Here is a 15,426-nt window from a genome sequence, read left to right as displayed (position 1 = left end):
CCCCAGCGGACCAACGGCGAGAAGACGATCCCGGTCACCGGCGAACAGTAGAGGAGCCGGAACCCCGGAAGAAACGATTCAGCGCGGCCCCGCAAGGGGCGCGGGGAACTGCGCGACCAACCCCCACAGCCCCGCACCCCGCAACGAAACGCACCCACCACCCCGAACCCGGCACCCGGCCCGCCCAGCGGAGCTACCCGTACATCCGCCGCATAGCGAACTCCACCATCTGCTCCACCGCCTTCGCGTCGAACACCATCCGGTGCTCCCCCTCCATGTCGAGGACGAAGCCGTACCCGGTCGGCAGCAGATCGATCACCTCCGCACCGGTGATCACGAAGTACTTGGACTCCTTGCCGGCGTACCGGCGAAGCTCCTTGAGCGAGGTGAACATCGGGATCACCGGCTGCTGGGTGTTGTGCAGCGCCAGGAACCCGGGGTTGTCGCCGCGCGGGCAGTACACCTTCGACGACGCGAAGACCTGCTGGAAGTCCTCCGCCGCCAGCTGCCCGGTGGTGAAGGCCCGCACCGCGTCCGCGAGGGAGGGCGGGGACGGCTCGGGGTACAGGGGTGGTTGCTGCCCGTAGCCGCCCCCCATCTGGCCGCCGGGCATCTGCCCGGGCATCTGCTGCTGCGGCGGCGGGGCGTACTGCTGCTGAGGGCCGGCGCTCTGGTCGTAGCCGTACATGCGGCAAAGCGTAACGAGTCACAGATGACCCGATCGGGGTTGCTTCTTATTACTGATGGGTAGCATCATCGACACACAAGCTACTAGTTGGTACGTGAACCAGCGCGAGGATCCAGTGCCTCGCCGATCTCTCTTACGGAGCCGTCGCCATGGGGCACTACAAGTCGAATCTCCGCGACATCGAGTTCAACCTCTTCGAGGTCCTCGGGCGCGACAAGCTGTACGGCACCGGCCCGTTCGCGGAGATGGACACGGACACCGCCAAGAGCATCCTGGAGGAGCTGACCCGCCTCGCCGAGAACGAGCTGGCGGAGTCCTTCACCGATGCCGACCGCAACCCCCCGGTCTTCGACCCGGAGACCAACACCGCCCCGGTACCGGCGTCCTTCAAGAAGAGCTACAAGGCCTTCATGGACTCCGAGTACTGGCGGCTCGGCCTCCCCGAGGAGATCGGCGGCACCACCGCCCCGCGCTCCCTGATCTGGTCCTACGCGGAGCTGCTGCTTGGCGCGAACCCGGCCGTGTGGATGTACTCCTCCGGCCCGGCGTTCGCCGGCATCCTCTACGACGAGGGCAACGACGTACAGAAGAAGATCGCCCAGATCGCGGTCGACCGGACCTGGGGCTCCACCATGGTGCTCACCGAGCCGGACGCGGGCTCGGACGTCGGCGCCGGCCGCACCAAGGCGGTCCAGCAGGAGGACGGCTCCTGGCACATCGAGGGCGTCAAGCGCTTCATCACCTCCGGTGAGCACGACATGGAGGAGAACATCCTCCACTACGTCCTCGCCCGCCCCGAGGGCCACGGCCCCGGCACCAAGGGCCTGTCCCTCTTCCTCGTCCCGAAGTACCTCTTCGACTTCGAGACCGGCGAGCTGGGCGAGCGCAACGGCGTCTACGCGACGAACGTCGAGCACAAGATGGGCCTCAAGGCCTCCAACACCTGCGAGATGACCTTCGGCGACCGCCACCCCGCCAAGGGCTGGCTGATCGGCGACAAGCACGACGGCATCCGCCAGATGTTCCGCATCATCGAGTTCGCCCGCATGATGGTCGGCACGAAGGCGATCTCCACGCTCTCCACGGGCTACCTGAACGCGCTGGAGTACGCCAAGGAGCGCGTCCAGGGCCCCGACCTGGCGAACTTCATGGACAAGACCGCGCCCAAGGTCACCATCACCCACCACCCCGACGTCCGCCGCTCGCTGATGACGCAGAAGGCGTACGCGGAGGGCATGCGCGCCCTCGTCCTCTACACGGCCTCCATCCAGGACGAGATCCAGGTCAAGGAGGCGGCCGGCGAGGACTTCTCCGCCCTGGAGGCCCTGAACGACCTGCTGCTGCCCATCGTCAAGGGCTACGGCTCCGAGAAGGGCTACGAGCAGCTCGCCCAGTCGCTGCAGACCTTCGGCGGCTCCGGGTTCCTCCAGGAGTACCCGATCGAGCAGTACATCCGCGACGCCAAGATCGACACTCTCTACGAGGGCACCACCGCGATCCAGGGCCAGGACTTCTTCTTCCGGAAGATCGTCCGCAACCAGGGCGCCGCGCTCAACTCCCTCGCCGAGGAGATCAAGAAGTTCCTGGCCCTCGGAGAGGGCGGCGAGCAGCTGGAGGGGGCCCGCGAGCACCTCGCCAAGGCCGCCGTCGAGCTGGAGGCCATCGTCGGCCTCCTGCTCACCGACCTCGCCGCCACCGAGCAGGACGTCAAGAACATCTACAAGGTGGGCCTCAACACCACCCGCCTGCTGATGGCCTCCGGTGACGTCGTCGTCGGCTACCTGCTCCTCAAGGGCGCCGCCGTCGCCGCCGAGAAGCTGGAGACGGCCTCCGCCAAGGACAAGCCCTTCTACACCGGCAAGATCGCGGCGGCGAAGTTCTTCGCGGCCAACGTCCTCCCGGGCGTCACCCTCGCCCGCAAGATCTCCGAGGGTGTCGACCTGGACCTGATGGAGCTGGACGAGGCGGCGTTCTAGACAGCCGCCCTTCGGCCGCACCCGGTCGTGGCGCCGGACGGACCCTGCCCGTCCGTCCGGCGCCCCCTCCTCCGCACGCTCACCACGAGGGCCCGCTCCCGTCCCCAGGGAGCGGGCCCTCGTACGTCGTTAAGGTGAACCCCATGCGCACACCCCCACGCTTCGATCGCGGCCACACCGACGACCTCATGACCTTCCTGGCGAGCAGCCCGACCCCGTACCACGCGGTGGCGAGCGCCGCGGAACGGCTGGAGAAGGCAGGCTTCCGACAGGTCTCGGAGACCGACGCGTGGGACGGCTCGCTGGGCGGCCGGTACGTGCTGCGCGGGGGCGCGATCATCGCCTGGTACGTCCCGAAGGGCGCCCACCCCCACACCCCCTTCCGCATCATCGGTGCCCATACCGACTCCCCCAATCTGCGGGTCAAACCGCGCCCCGACAGCGGCGCCCACGGCTGGCGCCAGGTCGCCGTCGAGATCTACGGCGGCCCGCTGATGAACTCCTGGCTCGACCGCGACCTCGGCATCGCCGGCCGGCTCTCCCTGCGCGACGGCACCAGCCGCCTCGTCAACGTCGACAGACCTCTCCTGCGCGTCCCCCAACTCGCCATCCACCTCGACCGGACGGTCACCTCGGAGGGCCTCAAGCTCGACAAGCAGCGTCACCTCCAGCCCGTCTGGGGCCTCGGCGACGACGTCCGCGACGGCGACCTGATCGCCTTCCTGGAGGAGGAGGCGGGTCTGCCCGCGGGCGAGGTCACCGGCTGGGACCTGATGACCCACTCCGTCGAACCGCCCGCCTACCTGGGCCGCGACAACGAACTGCTCGCCGGTCCCCGCATGGACAACCTCCTCTCCGTGCACGCCGGTACGGCCGCACTCGCCGCACTCGCCGGCGCGGGCGACGACCTCCCCTGCATCCCCGTCCTCGCCGCCTTCGACCACGAGGAGAACGGCTCCCAGTCCGACACCGGTGCCGACGGCCCGTTGCTCGGCGGGGTGCTGGAGCGCTCGGTCCTCGCCCGCGGCGGCTCCCTCGAGGACCGGGCACGGGCCTTCGCCGGCTCCGTCTGTCTCTCCTCCGACACCGGCCACGCCGTCCACCCCAACTACGCGGAGCGCCACGACCCGACGCACCACCCCCGCGCGGACGCCGGCCCGATCCTGAAGGTCAACGTCAACAACCGCTACGCCACCGACGGTTCGGGCCGCGCCGTCTTCGCCGCCGCCTGCGAGAAGGCCGGTGTGCCGTTCCAGACGTTCGTCTCCAACAACTCCATGCCCTGCGGCACCACGATCGGCCCCATCACCGCCGCCCGGCACGGCATCCGCACCGTCGACATCGGCGTCGCCATCCTCTCGATGCACAGCGTCCGCGAGCTGTGCGGCGCGAAGGACCCCTACCTCCTGGCGAACGCCCTGACAGCCTTCCTGGAGGGCTGACTCCTCGCCCCGGCACCCGCCCCGGCCCCGTCCCGGCCCCGTCCCGCCCCCAACGGCTGTTACTGAGCGGCCTGTCCGGGTACCCGATGTCAACCGGTAGGACCGAACGACCGGAACGACCGGCCGACCCAACCGGACACAGGGAGGAACACTCATGGGCCTGGGCGGGTGCATCATTCTGATCGCGGTGGGGGCCATCCTCACGTTCGCCACCGACTGGGACATGCAAGGGGTCAACCTCGACCTGGTCGGCGTCATCTTCATGATCGTCGGACTCATCGGGGTCGCGACGTTCAGCAGCATCGCCAAGCGGAGGCGCGTGGTGGTACCGCCCTCGACTCCGGTCATCGACGAAGGCCGGCACAGCCGCGACGGATACGGCGGCGTGTGACCTTCCCGGCGAGCAGCGGGGGCGGCGGCCCCGACGGACACTCCATCGCCGCCCTCGTCCATCCCCATCGGCACCAGCGGCAGCCGGTCCGCCCCACCCTCCGTGAGCCGGACCGGCACGCCCGAGTCCTGCTGGTGGGCGTCTCAGCCGGACGGACGGTCAGCTCAGCGCATGCCCCGTGGTCACATCCACATGGTCCGGGATCTCGTCGTGCCGGTCGCCGACGGTACTCGTACCGCTCGGTTCGATGACGAGGATGGAGGCGGGGGACGGGGCGTACGGCTTGTGCTCGACCCCTCGTGGGACGGTGAAGACCGAGCCCCGAGGCAGGACGACCGTGCGTTCCCTCTCCGCCTCGCGCAGGCCGATGTGCAGTTCGCCCTCGATGACCAGGAAGAACTCGTCGGTGTTCTCGTGGACGTGCCAGAGGTGGTCGCCCTCGACCTTGGCCACACGGACGTCGTAGTCATTGACGGTGGTGACGATGCGGGGGCTCCACAGGGCGTCGAAAGAAGACAGCGCCTCGGCCAGGGAGATGGGTGCGGTGGGTTCCATGAAGTCATCGTCGGTGTGTGCGCACCACCGTACGAGTGCTAGGAATCGCACATGCCGAAAGGATCCTCGCAGCACCCTCCGCCGAGTCCGCACCGTGTCGTGGTGGTCGTCGACGAGGCCACCAACCCCTTCGAAGTGGGCGTGGCGACCGAGCTGTTCGGGCTGCCCCGGCCCGAGCTGGGGCTGCCCGCGCCGCTCTACGAGGTGACGCTGTGCACGCCCGGGGCCCAGGCCCGGATGAACCACGGGTTCTTCACCATGACCGGGGTGGCGGGGCTCGACGCCGTGGACGACGCCGACACCCTCGTCGTACCGGGCCGACCGGACAACGTCGTGCCGCGCGGGGCCGCCGTGCTCGACGCCATCCGGCGCACCCACGCGCGCGGGGCGCGGATCGTGAGCTTCTGCACCGGCACCTTCGCGCTGGCGGAGGCCGGGGTGCTAGGCGGCCGTCGGGCCACCACCCACTGGCGCTGGGCGGAGACATTCCGGCAGCTGCACCCGAAGGTCCGGCTGGAACCGGACGTGCTCTACGTCGACGAGGGCGACCTGCTGAGCTCGGCCGGCAGCGCGGCCTCGCTCGACCTGGGGCTGCACATCTGGCGCCGGGACCACGGCGCGGAGCTGGCCAACGCGGTGAGCCGACGGCTGGTGTTCGCGGCCCACCGCGACGGCGGGCAACAGCAGTTCGTGGAGCGGCCCGTTCCGCACATCCCGGACGAGTCCCTCGGACCCGTGCTGGCCTGGGCCCAGAAGCGCCTCGCCGCCCCCCTCACGGTCTCGGACCTCGCCACCCGCGCGGCCGTCTCGCCCGCCACCCTGCACCGCCGCTTCCGCAGCCAGCTCGGCACGACACCTCTGGCCTGGCTCAACGGGGAACGCGTGACCCTGGCCCGACGGCTCATCGAACGCGGGGAGGCGCGTCTCGACGTGGTCGCCGAGCGCAGCGGGCTCGGGACCGCCGCGAACCTCCGTGTGCGCCTGCGCCAGGAGACCGGGCTGAGCCCTTCGGCCTACAGGCGACGTTTCGGAGCGGGCCCGGGGGAACGCCTCAAGGCATGAGATTCCTTGTGCGCGACCGGATCCTCGGCATCGGTGACGACTACTGGATCGAGGACGAGAACGGCCGGAAGGCCTTCCTCGTCGACGGCAAGGCCATGCGGCTGCGGGACACCTTCGAGCTGAAGGACACCCGGGGCGAGGTGTTGATCGACATCCGCCGCAAGATGTTCGCGCTGCGCGACACGATGGTCGTCGAACGCGGCGGGGAGCCCCTCGCCACCGTCCGCCGCAAACGCCTCTCCCTCCTGCGCAACCACTTCCGGGTCTCCCTGGCGGACGGCACCGAACTCGACGTCAGCGGAAAGATCCTCGACCGTGAGTTCGTCATCGAGTACGACGGCGAGCTCCTCGCGCACATCTCCCGCAGATGGCTGCGCGTCCGCGAGACCTACGGCCTCGACGTCGTACGCGACGACGCGGACCCGGCCCTGCTGATCGCCGTGACGGTGTGCGTGATCAACCTGGCGGAGCGGGAGCGGGAGGACGACTGACGGGACGTACGCCCGCAGGGCTCAGCGGCGCGGTGTGTCCAGCCCCAGGAGCCGGTCCTTCAGCGCCGGGAACTGCTCGCGTGTGGTCGCGACCCTCGTCGGGTCGAGGTCGACCGTGAGGACTTCCTCGCCCGGGCCGGCTTCCCCCAGGACCTCGCCCCACGGATCGACCACGATCGAGTGACCGGCCTGGGGAACCCCCGCGTGCGTACCGGCCGTTCCACAGGCGAGGACGTAGGCCTGGTTCTCCACGGCCCGTGCCTGCGCCAGCAGTGTCCAGTGGGAGCGTCGGCGCTCCGGCCAGCCCGCCGACAGCACGAACATCTCGGCGCCCGCGTCGACGAGCCCCCGGAACAGCTCGGGGAACCGCAGGTCGTAGCAGGTGGCGATGCCGATGGTCGTGTCCGGGAGGCGGAGCGTCACCAGCTCCGCGCCGGCGCCCATCAGCACGGCCTCGCCCTTGTCGAATCCGAAGCGGTGGATCTTGCGGTAGGTGGCGGCGAGGTCGCCGGACGGTGAGAAGACGAGGGAGGTGTTGTAGAGGGTTCCGTCGGGGCCCCGCTCCGGGATCGAACCCGCGTGCAGCCAGACGCCCGCGTCACTCGCCGCCTTGGCCATCGCCTCGTACGTGGGCCCTTCCAGCGGTTCGGCCGCCTCTGCGAAGGATTCGAACGCGAATGCGCCGGTGGTCCAGAGCTCCGGGAGGACGACGAGATCGGCGCCGGCCTGGTCCCGTACCAGCGAGGCCACCCGCCGCCTGCGCGAATCGACCGATTCGTCCTCGTCTACGCCGATCTGGATGAGCGAGGCGCGCACAGTACCACCGTCCTGGCATTCGAGCTGTCCACACCGGCCTACGATCGTCACACGAAAGCACTGCCGGGGTGCCTCACAGCAGCGTAACTTAACGTTTCACAGCACCCACTGACAGCCGCCGACGACCTACTCAACGCCGTCAACGCCGACGCCCCCAACGAAGACCACCACCCACGTAGCCGACACGTACCGACCGTACTGACACGTACCGACCGCCCGAGGGGTCCCGTTCCGTGAGTCTGCATCCCACTCTTCAGCCGTACGCCGACGCCTGGACCCACTCCGTGGACGCGATATCCGAACTGGTGTCGCCGCTCGTGGAGGGCGAGTGGAACCGCCGGACACCCTGCCCGGGCTGGTCGGTGCGCGATGTGGTCTCCCACGTCATCGGCCTGGACTGCGAGATGCTCGGCGACCCCCGGCCGATCCACACCCTGCCGCGCGACCTGTACCACGTACGGACCGAGCACCAGCGGTACATGGAGATGCAGGTCGACGCCCGCCGTCACCACACCGCGCCGGAGATGACCTCCGAGCTGGAGTACACGATCATCCGGCGCAACCGACAGCTGCGGAACGAGTCACGGGATCCGAGTCACAAGGTGCGGGGCCCGCTCGGCACGGAGCTGACCCTCGAACAGGCCATGCGGAACCGCGCGTTCGACGTCTGGGTCCACGAGCAGGACCTGCGCGCCGCGCTGGGGCAGCCGGGGAACCTGGACTCGCCGGGCGCGTACGTCGTCCGTGACGAGCTGCTGTCCGTGCTGCCGAAGGTCGTCGCGGAGGACGCGCAGGCACCGCGCAGTTCGGCCGTCGTCTTCGACGTGCACGGTCCGGTGGAGTTCATCCGTACCGTCCGCGTGGACATCCAGGGCCGCGGCACGCTGGAGACCTCTCCCGCCCTCGGCCCCGCCGCCACCCTCACGCTCGACTGGGAGACCTACGTCCGCCTGGCCTGCGGCCGCGTCACCGCCGACCTCGTCGCCGACCGCATCAAGGCCGAGGGCGACCCCCACCTGATCGCGGCGATCCTGCGCGCGTTCGCGGTGACCGTGTAGCCACCGGGTCCGAAAGCACTGCTCGGTCCCTGCTGAGGTGGTTCGGCCCCTACGCCGGTACGTGCACCGTCTCCACCCGGCTCGCCACCAGGCGTTCCCGCTCGCGGCGGGCCGCGCGGCCGCGCAGGCGGAGGATCTGGCTCAGGCCGAGCGCCTGCAGGACGAACACGGCGGAGAAGGCGATGCCGTAGTTGTCGTCGGTCAGGTCCAGCAGGACGCCGACCGCGAGGAGTGTCGTCATGGAGGCCACGAAACCACCCATGTTCGTGATTCCGGAGGCGGTGCCCTGACGCTCCGGCGGGTTCGCGGGGCGGGCGAAGTCGAAGCCGAGCATCGAGGCCGGGCCACAGGCCCCGAGGACCGCGCAGAGCACGATCAGGAGCCACATCGGCGCGTGCTCGCCGGGGTGGAGGAGCGTGGCCGCCCACACCACCGCCGTCGTGAGCACCGTGCCGAGGGCCAGCGGCAGCCGCGCGGCGTGGTGCCGGGCCACGATCTGGCCGTACACCAGTCCGACCACCATGTTGGACAGGACGACGAGGGTGAGCAGTTCACCGGCGGTGCCCCGGCTGAGCCCCTGCTCCTGGACCAGGAACGGCAGCCCCCACAGCAGCAGGAACACCATCGCCGGGAACTGGGTGGTGAAGTGCACCCACATCCCGAGCCGGGTACCGGGCTCCCGCCAGGACGCCACGATCTGCCGCCGCACATACGCGGCGCCGTGGTGCGGGAACGGCTCCGGCTCGTGCCCTTCCGGGTGGTCCTTCAGGAACAGCAGGGTGAGGACCAGCACGACCAGACCGGCGACCGAGCTGCCCGCGAACGCCGCCGTCCAGCCCACCCCGTGCAGCAGCCGGGCCAGCACCAGCGTCGAGACCAGGTTGCCCGCCATGCCGACCAGGCCCGCCATCTGCGCGATCATCGGTCCGCGCCGGGCCGGGAACCACCGGCTGCCCAGCCGCAGCACACTGATGAACGTCATCGCGTCGCCGCAGCCCAGCAGCGCCCGCGACGCCAGCGCCATGCCGTACGACGGGGACAACGCGAAGCCGATCTGGCCGGCCGTGAACAGCAGGATGCCCAGCGTCAGCACCTTCTTGGTGCCGAGCCGGTCGACCAGCAGGCCGACGGGTATCTGCATACCGGCGTAGACCAGCAGCTGAAGGATCGAGAAGGTCGACAGCGCGGAGGCGCCCACGTGGAAGCGGTCGGCGGCGTCAAGACCGGCCACGCCAAGGGACGTACGGAAGATGACGGCGACGAAGTAGACGGAGACGCCCACACCCCAGACGGCGAGGGCGCGACGGCCGCCGGGCGGGTCTCCGGGCAGGGACCCGGCGGACGACGATATGGCGGGGCGGCTCAACGGACCTCCCCCCGTGCCAGGTTGGAGAACCAGCTCACGTGCCGGTGCACGATCTCCACGGCCGCCTCCGCGTCGCCCGTGCGCAGCGCCTGGAGGATCTCCTCGTGCTCGGTGAGCGTCTTGGTGATGCGGTCCGGGTGGGCGTGCATCACGGCGACGCCCATCCGCAGCTGCCGGTCGCGGAGTTGGTCGTACAGGCGGGAGAGGATCTCGTTGCCCCCGCTGCGGACGATCTCGGCGTGGAAGCAGCGGTCGGTCACCGCGGCGCCCGCCAGGTCCCCGGCGGCGGCCTGCGCCTTCTGCTGCTCCAGCAGGCTCTCCAGCCGCTCGATCAGCTGCGGCGAGGCCGGGGCCGTCTTGCGGACGGCGTGCTCCTCGACCAGTTGCCGGGTCTCCACGACATCCGCGATCTCCTGGGCGGAGACGGGCAGCACCAGGGCGCCCTTCTTCGGGTAGAGCTTGATCAGCCCTTCGACCTCCAGCCGCAGCAGGGCCTCCCGCACCGGCGTCCGCGACACGCCGACCGCCTCGGCCAGCTCGCCCTCGGTGAGCAACGTGCCGCCCTCATAGCGGCGCTCCAGCACACCCTGTTTGACGTGGGCGTAGACACGGTCGGCGGCGGGGGGCTGCTTCACGGAGGGGCCGGTGGCGGTGGCTGCGGCGGGAGCTGGGGCGGAGGGCATGCCCACAGCATAGATACAACACGTACGCATTGCCGTTCCCGTCCACGATCCGGAACGGCACGCCCGCGCCCGAGCCCACTTCGAACCCACCGCTAACCCACTGTGAACCCGTCAAAAGACTGTGAGATGGACTCGAATTGACCCCCACCTCACCCAGAGCACAACCTTTTGTGCTACTCACTTGTCACACGAGAAGCGGCCCTGCTTGCCCGCAACAGGTGCCCAAGTGGCCGCGCTCCACAGACATTTGACGCAATCGGGGTACTTGACTTGATTACCGCCATAAAGGGCGCACGTGTCCGCAGAGCCGCTGCAGTCGTCGTGACCACCGGTGCGATGATCGCGACGGGAGTAGCCACTTCCGCTCCCGCGCAGGCCGCTCCCGTGCCCACGATCACCGCCAAGGGCGGGTTCGTGATGAACGCCGCCAACGGCAAGACGCTCTTCACCAAGGCCGCCGACACCAAGAGGCTCACCGCCTCCACGACAAAGGTCATGACCGCCAAGGTCGTGCTGTCGCAGCCGAACCTGAACCTCGACGCCAAGGTGACGATCAAGAAGGAGTACAGCGACTACATCGTCAAGAACACAGCCTCGTCAGCTGGACTGATCGTCGGCGACAAGGTGACCGTCCGTCAGCTGCTGTACGGGATGATGTTGAAGTCGGGCTGCGAGGCCGCCATGGCACTCGCCGACAAGTTCGGCTCCGGCTCGACTATCTCGGCCCGCACCAAGAACTTCATCGGCAAGATGAACACCACGGCCAAGAACCTCGGCATGACGAACACGAAGTTCGACTCGTTCGACGGCATCAGCAAGGGCGCGAACGCATCGACTCCGCGTGACCTCACCAAGCTCGCGCGCGACGTCATGAAGAACTCGACGTTCAAGAAGATCGTGGCGACGAAGTCGTACACGGCGAAGACCATCACCAAGTCCGGCGGCACTCGCAACACGACGTGGGACAACACCAACAAGCTGCTCGGCTGGAAGGGCACCATCGGTATCAAGACCGGCTCCGGCACCCAGTCCAAGTACTGTCTCGTCTTCGCCGCGACCCGTAACGGCAAGACGATCGTCGGCACCGTCCTCACCTCCACCAACGAGACCACGCGCATGGCGGACGTGAAGAAGCTGATGGACTACGGCTTCGCCACCCTCTAGCCCACCGGCCTCTCGGAGGCATATGAAGGGGGCCACCGCACACCGCGGTGGCCCCCTCCCTGCTTCTCGGCGCAAGCCGATCACGCTTCTTTACCTCGCAATAGTGAACATGGCTAACCCAACTGGCATATTCGATTTCCGCCCCCGTACGTTCCGCAGCGGAGGTGGTTCACATGATCGAACCCAGCAAGCACCAACCCGACCCCAAGACGCAGCACGACGCCATCGACGCCGGCGACTTCGTGTACGCGGCCACCGGAGCCCGCGTCCGCCGACTGACCATGCCGGACGGAACGCACTGGTTCCCGGCGGTGGACGTCTGCAAGGAACTAGGACACACCAGCCCCAGCAAAGCGGTCTCCGACCATGTCCCGCCAGAACACCGAGCGGCCCTCGAGACCGTCAGCAGGACTTACGGTCTCAGCATTCCCGCAGGTAGAGAGTGGCGTCGAGACCTGATTCTTATCGATATCCAGGGCCTCCTCCTTCTCGTCACCGCCTGCACGAAGCCCACTGCGGCTCCCTTTAAGCAGTGGGCCGTGGAGGTGATCGAGACCGTTCAGCGCGAAGGTTCCTACACCTTGGAAGAGGCCGAGGTCCAGCCCGTCGGCCCCGGCGCGCCCATCGCATACGCCATGCCCGAGCAGATCGCCGAAGCCATCGTCCGGCTCGAGGAGCGCAACCTCCAGGCGGACGAGCAACTGGCGGTCTCCCAGCAGAAGTCACTCGCGTTGCAACAGCAGATGGTCGAGATGCAGTGTGCCGGCCTCGCCGCCCAGCAGGCCATGGCCCAGGCGATGGAGCGCATCGCCAACCGGCTGGACGCCCTCGCCGTCGCGCACCCGGCCCCCGCCGCCACCGCCTTCGAGACGCACCCCACCACCGAGTCCGTGCTGGCCGACTGGCGCGAGCGGTTGTCCGTGACGACGGACGTGTGGACGGTGGCCGTGGTGATCGCACCGGTGCTCGTCGAGGAGGGCGAGCTGCGGCAGCCGCTGGAAGCGATCGCGGCCCGTACGGGGCTGTCGGTACACCGCGTCAACGAGTGCCTCCGGCTGCTGCGCAAGCACGCCTGCATCCACCCCGTGGGTGCGGCGGAGGACGGTGCACCGGTGTACGTGCTGCACCAGCGCTGACCTTTCCCCGACAGCGGGCACAGGACAGGGGCGTCGCAATCCGAAGTTGCGGCGCCCCTGTGTGCTGAGCCTACCCAGCCGGGAGTCTCACGCCCAAGTGATCAGCCTCTTCGGCTGTTCCAGGATCGCCGCCACATCCGCCAGCACCTTCGAACCCAGCTCCCCGTCCACCAACCGGTGGTCGAAGGAGAGTGCCAGCGTGGTGACCTGGCGGGGCTTCACCTTCCCCTTGTGGACCCACGGCTGGAGCTTGATCGAACCGACCGCGAGGATCGCGGACTCGCCGGGGTTGAGGATGGGCGTACCGGTGTCGATGCCGAAGACGCCGACGTTGGTGATGGTGACCGTGCCACCCTGCATGGCGGCCGGGGAGGTCCGGCCCTCCTTGGCCGTCGAGACCAGCTCGCCCAGCGACTCCGCCAGCTGCGGCAGCGTCTTGGCGTGGGCGTCCTTGATGTTCGGGACGATCAGACCCCGCGGCGTGGCGGCCGCGATCCCCAGGTTCACGTAGTGCTTGACCACGATCTCCTGCGCGGCCTCGTCCCAGGACGCGTTGATCTCCGGATGGCGCCTGATCGCCACCAGCAGGGCCTTGGCGATCAACAGCAACGGATTGACCCGCAGCCCGGCCAGCTCCTTGTCCTGCTTCAGCTCCTCGACCAGCTTCATCGTGCGCGTCACGTCGACCGTCACGAACTCGGTGACATGCGGCGCGGTGAACGCCGAGCCGACCATCGCAGCCGCCGTCGCCTTCCGGACACCCTTGATGGGCACCCGGGTCTCGCGCGCGCCGTCGTACGAGGCCACCGGCGCCGGGGCCGGAACAGACGCAGCAGGGGCAGCCGGTGCCGTGGGCGCCTGTGCCACCGGCTCGGGAGCCGCCGGCGGGGCCACGGCCGCGTGGACGTCCTCGCGGGTGATGATGCCGTCCGGGCCGGACGGGGTGATCGTCGCCAGGTCCACCCCGAGATCCTTGGCCAGCTTGCGGACCGGCGGCTTCGCCAGCGGACGCGCGACGGTGCTCCCGTGCTGTCCGTGTCCGTTCAGCTCGCCCTGGGCTCCCTGGAGGGCCGAGGCGCCGTACAGCGTGTCCTCGGCGGGCGCGGCGGCGGCCGGGACGCCCTTGCGAGGGCGACGCTTCGTGGAGGACTCGGCGACGCCGTAGCCGACGAGGACCGGCTTGCGGCCCTCGGGCTTCTTCGCCGCCGGCGCGGCCGCGGGCTCCGGCTTCGCCACCGGCTCCGGCCCGGCCGCCGGCTGGGCAGGCGCGGCTTCGTCGGCGGCCGGGGCCGCACCGCCCGCCACGTCCACGGCGATGATCGACGTGCCGACGTCGACCGTGGTGCCCTCGGGGAAGTGCAGGGCGCGTACGACACCGTCGTACGGGATGGGCAGTTCGACGGCGGCCTTGGCCGTCTCGACCTCGCAGACGATCTGGCCGTCGGTGACGGTGTCACCGGGCTGGACGTACCACTTGAGGATCTCGGCCTCGGTGAGTCCCTCGCCCACGTCGGGCATCTTGAACTCGCGCGGAGACGTGTCTGTCATCGTCGTCACGGACCTCTCCCTCAGAACGCCAGCGAGCGGTCGACGGCGTCGAGCACCCGGTCCAGATTCGGCAGGTACTCCTCCTCCAGGCGGGCCGGCGGATAGGGGGCGTGGTACCCGCCGACGCGCAGGACGGGGGCCTCCAGGTGGTAGAAGCACCGCTCGGTGATGCGGGCGGCGATCTCGGCGCCCGAGCCGAAGAAGACCGGGGCCTCGTGGACCACGATCAGGCGGCGCGTCCGCTCCACGGAGGCCTGGATGGAGTCGAAGTCCAGCGGGGAGACCGACCGCAGGTCCAGGACCTCCAGGGCCCTGCCCTCCTCGGCGGCGGCGTCGGCGACCTCCTGGCAGAGCTTCACCATCGGGCCGTACGCGGCGAGTGTGAGGTCGGTGCCCTCGCGGACGACGCGGGCCTTGTGCAGCGGGCCGGGGATCGCCTCGGGGTTGACCTCGGCCTTGTCCCAGTAGCGCCGCTTGGGCTCGAAGAAGATCACCGGGTCGTCGCTCTGGATGGCCTGCTGCATCATCCAGTAGGCGTCCGACGCGTTCGACGGCGAGACCACTTTCAGGCCCGCCACGTGCGCGAACAGCGCCTCCGGGGACTCGGAGTGGTGTTCGACCGCGCCGATGCCGCCGCCGTAGGGGATGCGGACGACGACGGGGAGCTTGACCTTGCCCAGCGAGCGGGCGTGCATCTTGGCGAGCTGGGTGACGATCTGGTCGTAGGCGGGGAAGACGAATCCGTCGAACTGGATCTCGACCACCGGGCGGTAGCCCCTGAGGGCCAGGCCGATGGCGGTGCCGACGATGCCGGACTCGGCGAGCGGGGTGTCGATGACCCGGTCCTCGCCGAAGTCCTTCTGGAGGCCGTCGGTCACCCGGAACACACCGCCGAGTTTGCCGACGTCCTCGCCCATGACGAGGACCTTGGGGTCGGCTTCGAGGGCCGTGCGCAGCGATTCGTTGATCGCCTTGGCGATCGCCATGTTCTTCACGGCGGACGGCCCGGCGCCCTGCCCTGCCGTCTGCGCGGCTGTCTGCGTGGTCATC

The 15,426-nt window shown here is 69.3% G+C and carries 15 protein-coding genes; 8 read left to right on the top strand and 7 right to left on the bottom strand.

All coding sequences use genetic code 11. The annotated features are described in order from the left end of the window. Positions 1-193: 193 nt before the first annotated feature. Positions 194-688 carry an SseB family protein gene (locus PUR53_RS29935; protein ID WP_060886089.1) on the bottom strand — a complete coding sequence of 165 codons (495 nt, stop codon included), beginning with the start codon at positions 686-688 and terminating at the stop codon, positions 194-196. Between the two features lie 149 nt (positions 689-837). On the opposite strand from PUR53_RS29935, the gene PUR53_RS29930 reads away from it, so the two are divergent. The 3 genes from PUR53_RS29930 to PUR53_RS29920 all read left to right on the top strand — a co-directional run bounded on the left by PUR53_RS29930 (position 838) and on the right by PUR53_RS29920 (position 4,497). After that, entirely contained in the window at positions 838-2,664 is a 1,827-nt protein-coding gene (locus tag PUR53_RS29930) for an acyl-CoA dehydrogenase (RefSeq protein WP_329910228.1), read from the top strand. 143 nt (positions 2,665-2,807) lie between these two features. Next, positions 2,808-4,106, top strand: a complete 1,299-nt coding sequence (locus PUR53_RS29925) for a M18 family aminopeptidase (RefSeq protein WP_329910227.1) — start codon at positions 2,808-2,810, stop codon at positions 4,104-4,106. A 154-nt stretch (positions 4,107-4,260) separates the two neighbouring features. Beyond that, positions 4,261-4,497, top strand: a complete 237-nt coding sequence (locus PUR53_RS29920; RefSeq protein WP_060886086.1) for a DUF6458 family protein — start codon at positions 4,261-4,263, stop codon at positions 4,495-4,497. Between the two features lie 159 nt (positions 4,498-4,656). Here PUR53_RS29920 and PUR53_RS29915 read toward each other — a convergent pair whose 3' ends face one another. Beyond that, a complete protein-coding gene (locus PUR53_RS29915) occupies positions 4,657-5,052 on the bottom strand; it encodes a cupin domain-containing protein (RefSeq protein WP_329901762.1) in 396 nt (131 codons plus the stop codon). Positions 5,053-5,103: 51 nt separating this feature from the next. Here PUR53_RS29915 and PUR53_RS29910 point away from each other — a divergent pair, with 51 nt between their 5' ends. After that, a complete protein-coding gene (locus tag PUR53_RS29910) occupies positions 5,104-6,114 on the top strand; it encodes a helix-turn-helix domain-containing protein (protein WP_329901763.1) in 1,011 nt (336 codons plus the stop codon). Beyond that, a complete protein-coding gene (locus tag PUR53_RS29905; protein WP_329901764.1) occupies positions 6,111-6,605 on the top strand; it encodes an LURP-one-related/scramblase family protein in 495 nt (164 codons plus the stop codon). The genes PUR53_RS29910 and PUR53_RS29905 overlap by 4 nt, the downstream gene beginning before the upstream one ends. 21 nt (positions 6,606-6,626) lie before the next feature. Here PUR53_RS29905 and PUR53_RS29900 read toward each other — a convergent pair whose 3' ends face one another. Continuing rightward, positions 6,627-7,421: a carbon-nitrogen family hydrolase gene (locus tag PUR53_RS29900; RefSeq protein ID WP_329910226.1), complete on the bottom strand. Its 795-nt coding sequence runs from the start codon at positions 7,419-7,421 to the stop codon at positions 6,627-6,629. A gap of 233 nt (positions 7,422-7,654) precedes the next feature. On the opposite strand from PUR53_RS29900, the gene PUR53_RS29895 reads away from it, so the two are divergent. Next, positions 7,655-8,479 carry a maleylpyruvate isomerase family mycothiol-dependent enzyme gene (locus tag PUR53_RS29895; RefSeq protein ID WP_329901766.1) on the top strand — a complete coding sequence of 275 codons (825 nt, stop codon included), beginning with the start codon at positions 7,655-7,657 and terminating at the stop codon, positions 8,477-8,479. A 49-nt stretch (positions 8,480-8,528) separates the two neighbouring features. On the opposite strand, the gene PUR53_RS29890 is transcribed toward PUR53_RS29895, so the two are convergent. Beyond that, positions 8,529-9,845 carry an MFS transporter gene (locus tag PUR53_RS29890; RefSeq protein ID WP_329901767.1) on the bottom strand — a complete coding sequence of 439 codons (1,317 nt, stop codon included), beginning with the start codon at positions 9,843-9,845 and terminating at the stop codon, positions 8,529-8,531. Then, positions 9,842-10,528 carry a GntR family transcriptional regulator gene (locus PUR53_RS29885; protein ID WP_329910225.1) on the bottom strand — a complete coding sequence of 229 codons (687 nt, stop codon included), beginning with the start codon at positions 10,526-10,528 and terminating at the stop codon, positions 9,842-9,844. The genes PUR53_RS29890 and PUR53_RS29885 overlap by 4 nt, the downstream gene beginning before the upstream one ends. 321 nt (positions 10,529-10,849) lie before the next feature. Between PUR53_RS29885 and PUR53_RS29880 the strand changes: the two genes are divergently transcribed. Both PUR53_RS29880 and PUR53_RS29875 read left to right on the top strand, forming a co-directional pair. Further along, positions 10,850-11,692 (top strand): D-alanyl-D-alanine carboxypeptidase family protein, encoded by an 843-nt coding sequence (locus tag PUR53_RS29880; protein WP_329910224.1) that lies wholly within the window; start codon positions 10,850-10,852, stop codon positions 11,690-11,692. Positions 11,693-11,865: 173 nt separating this feature from the next. Continuing rightward, a complete protein-coding gene (locus PUR53_RS29875; protein WP_329910223.1) occupies positions 11,866-12,828 on the top strand; it encodes a BRO-N domain-containing protein in 963 nt (320 codons plus the stop codon). Between the two features lie 87 nt (positions 12,829-12,915). Here the strand turns inward: PUR53_RS29875 and PUR53_RS29870 are convergent, their stop codons facing one another. Together PUR53_RS29870 and PUR53_RS29865 are read right to left on the bottom strand one after the other, a co-directional pair. Further along, entirely contained in the window at positions 12,916-14,385 is a 1,470-nt protein-coding gene (locus tag PUR53_RS29870) for a dihydrolipoamide acetyltransferase family protein (protein WP_329910221.1), read from the bottom strand. An 11-nt stretch (positions 14,386-14,396) separates the two neighbouring features. After that, positions 14,397-15,425 (bottom strand): alpha-ketoacid dehydrogenase subunit beta, encoded by a 1,029-nt coding sequence (locus PUR53_RS29865; RefSeq protein ID WP_443078323.1) that lies wholly within the window; start codon positions 15,423-15,425, stop codon positions 14,397-14,399. Position 15,426 lies beyond the last annotated feature (1 nt).

Origin of the sequence: Streptomyces sp. SP18BB07, from assembly GCF_036322545.1 — a bacterium.
Lineage (GTDB): Bacteria > Actinomycetota > Actinomycetes > Streptomycetales > Streptomycetaceae > Streptomyces > Streptomyces deccanensis.
The sequence above is the reverse complement of the archived record's forward strand: the minus strand, read 5'-3'. Positions and strand labels throughout refer to the sequence as shown.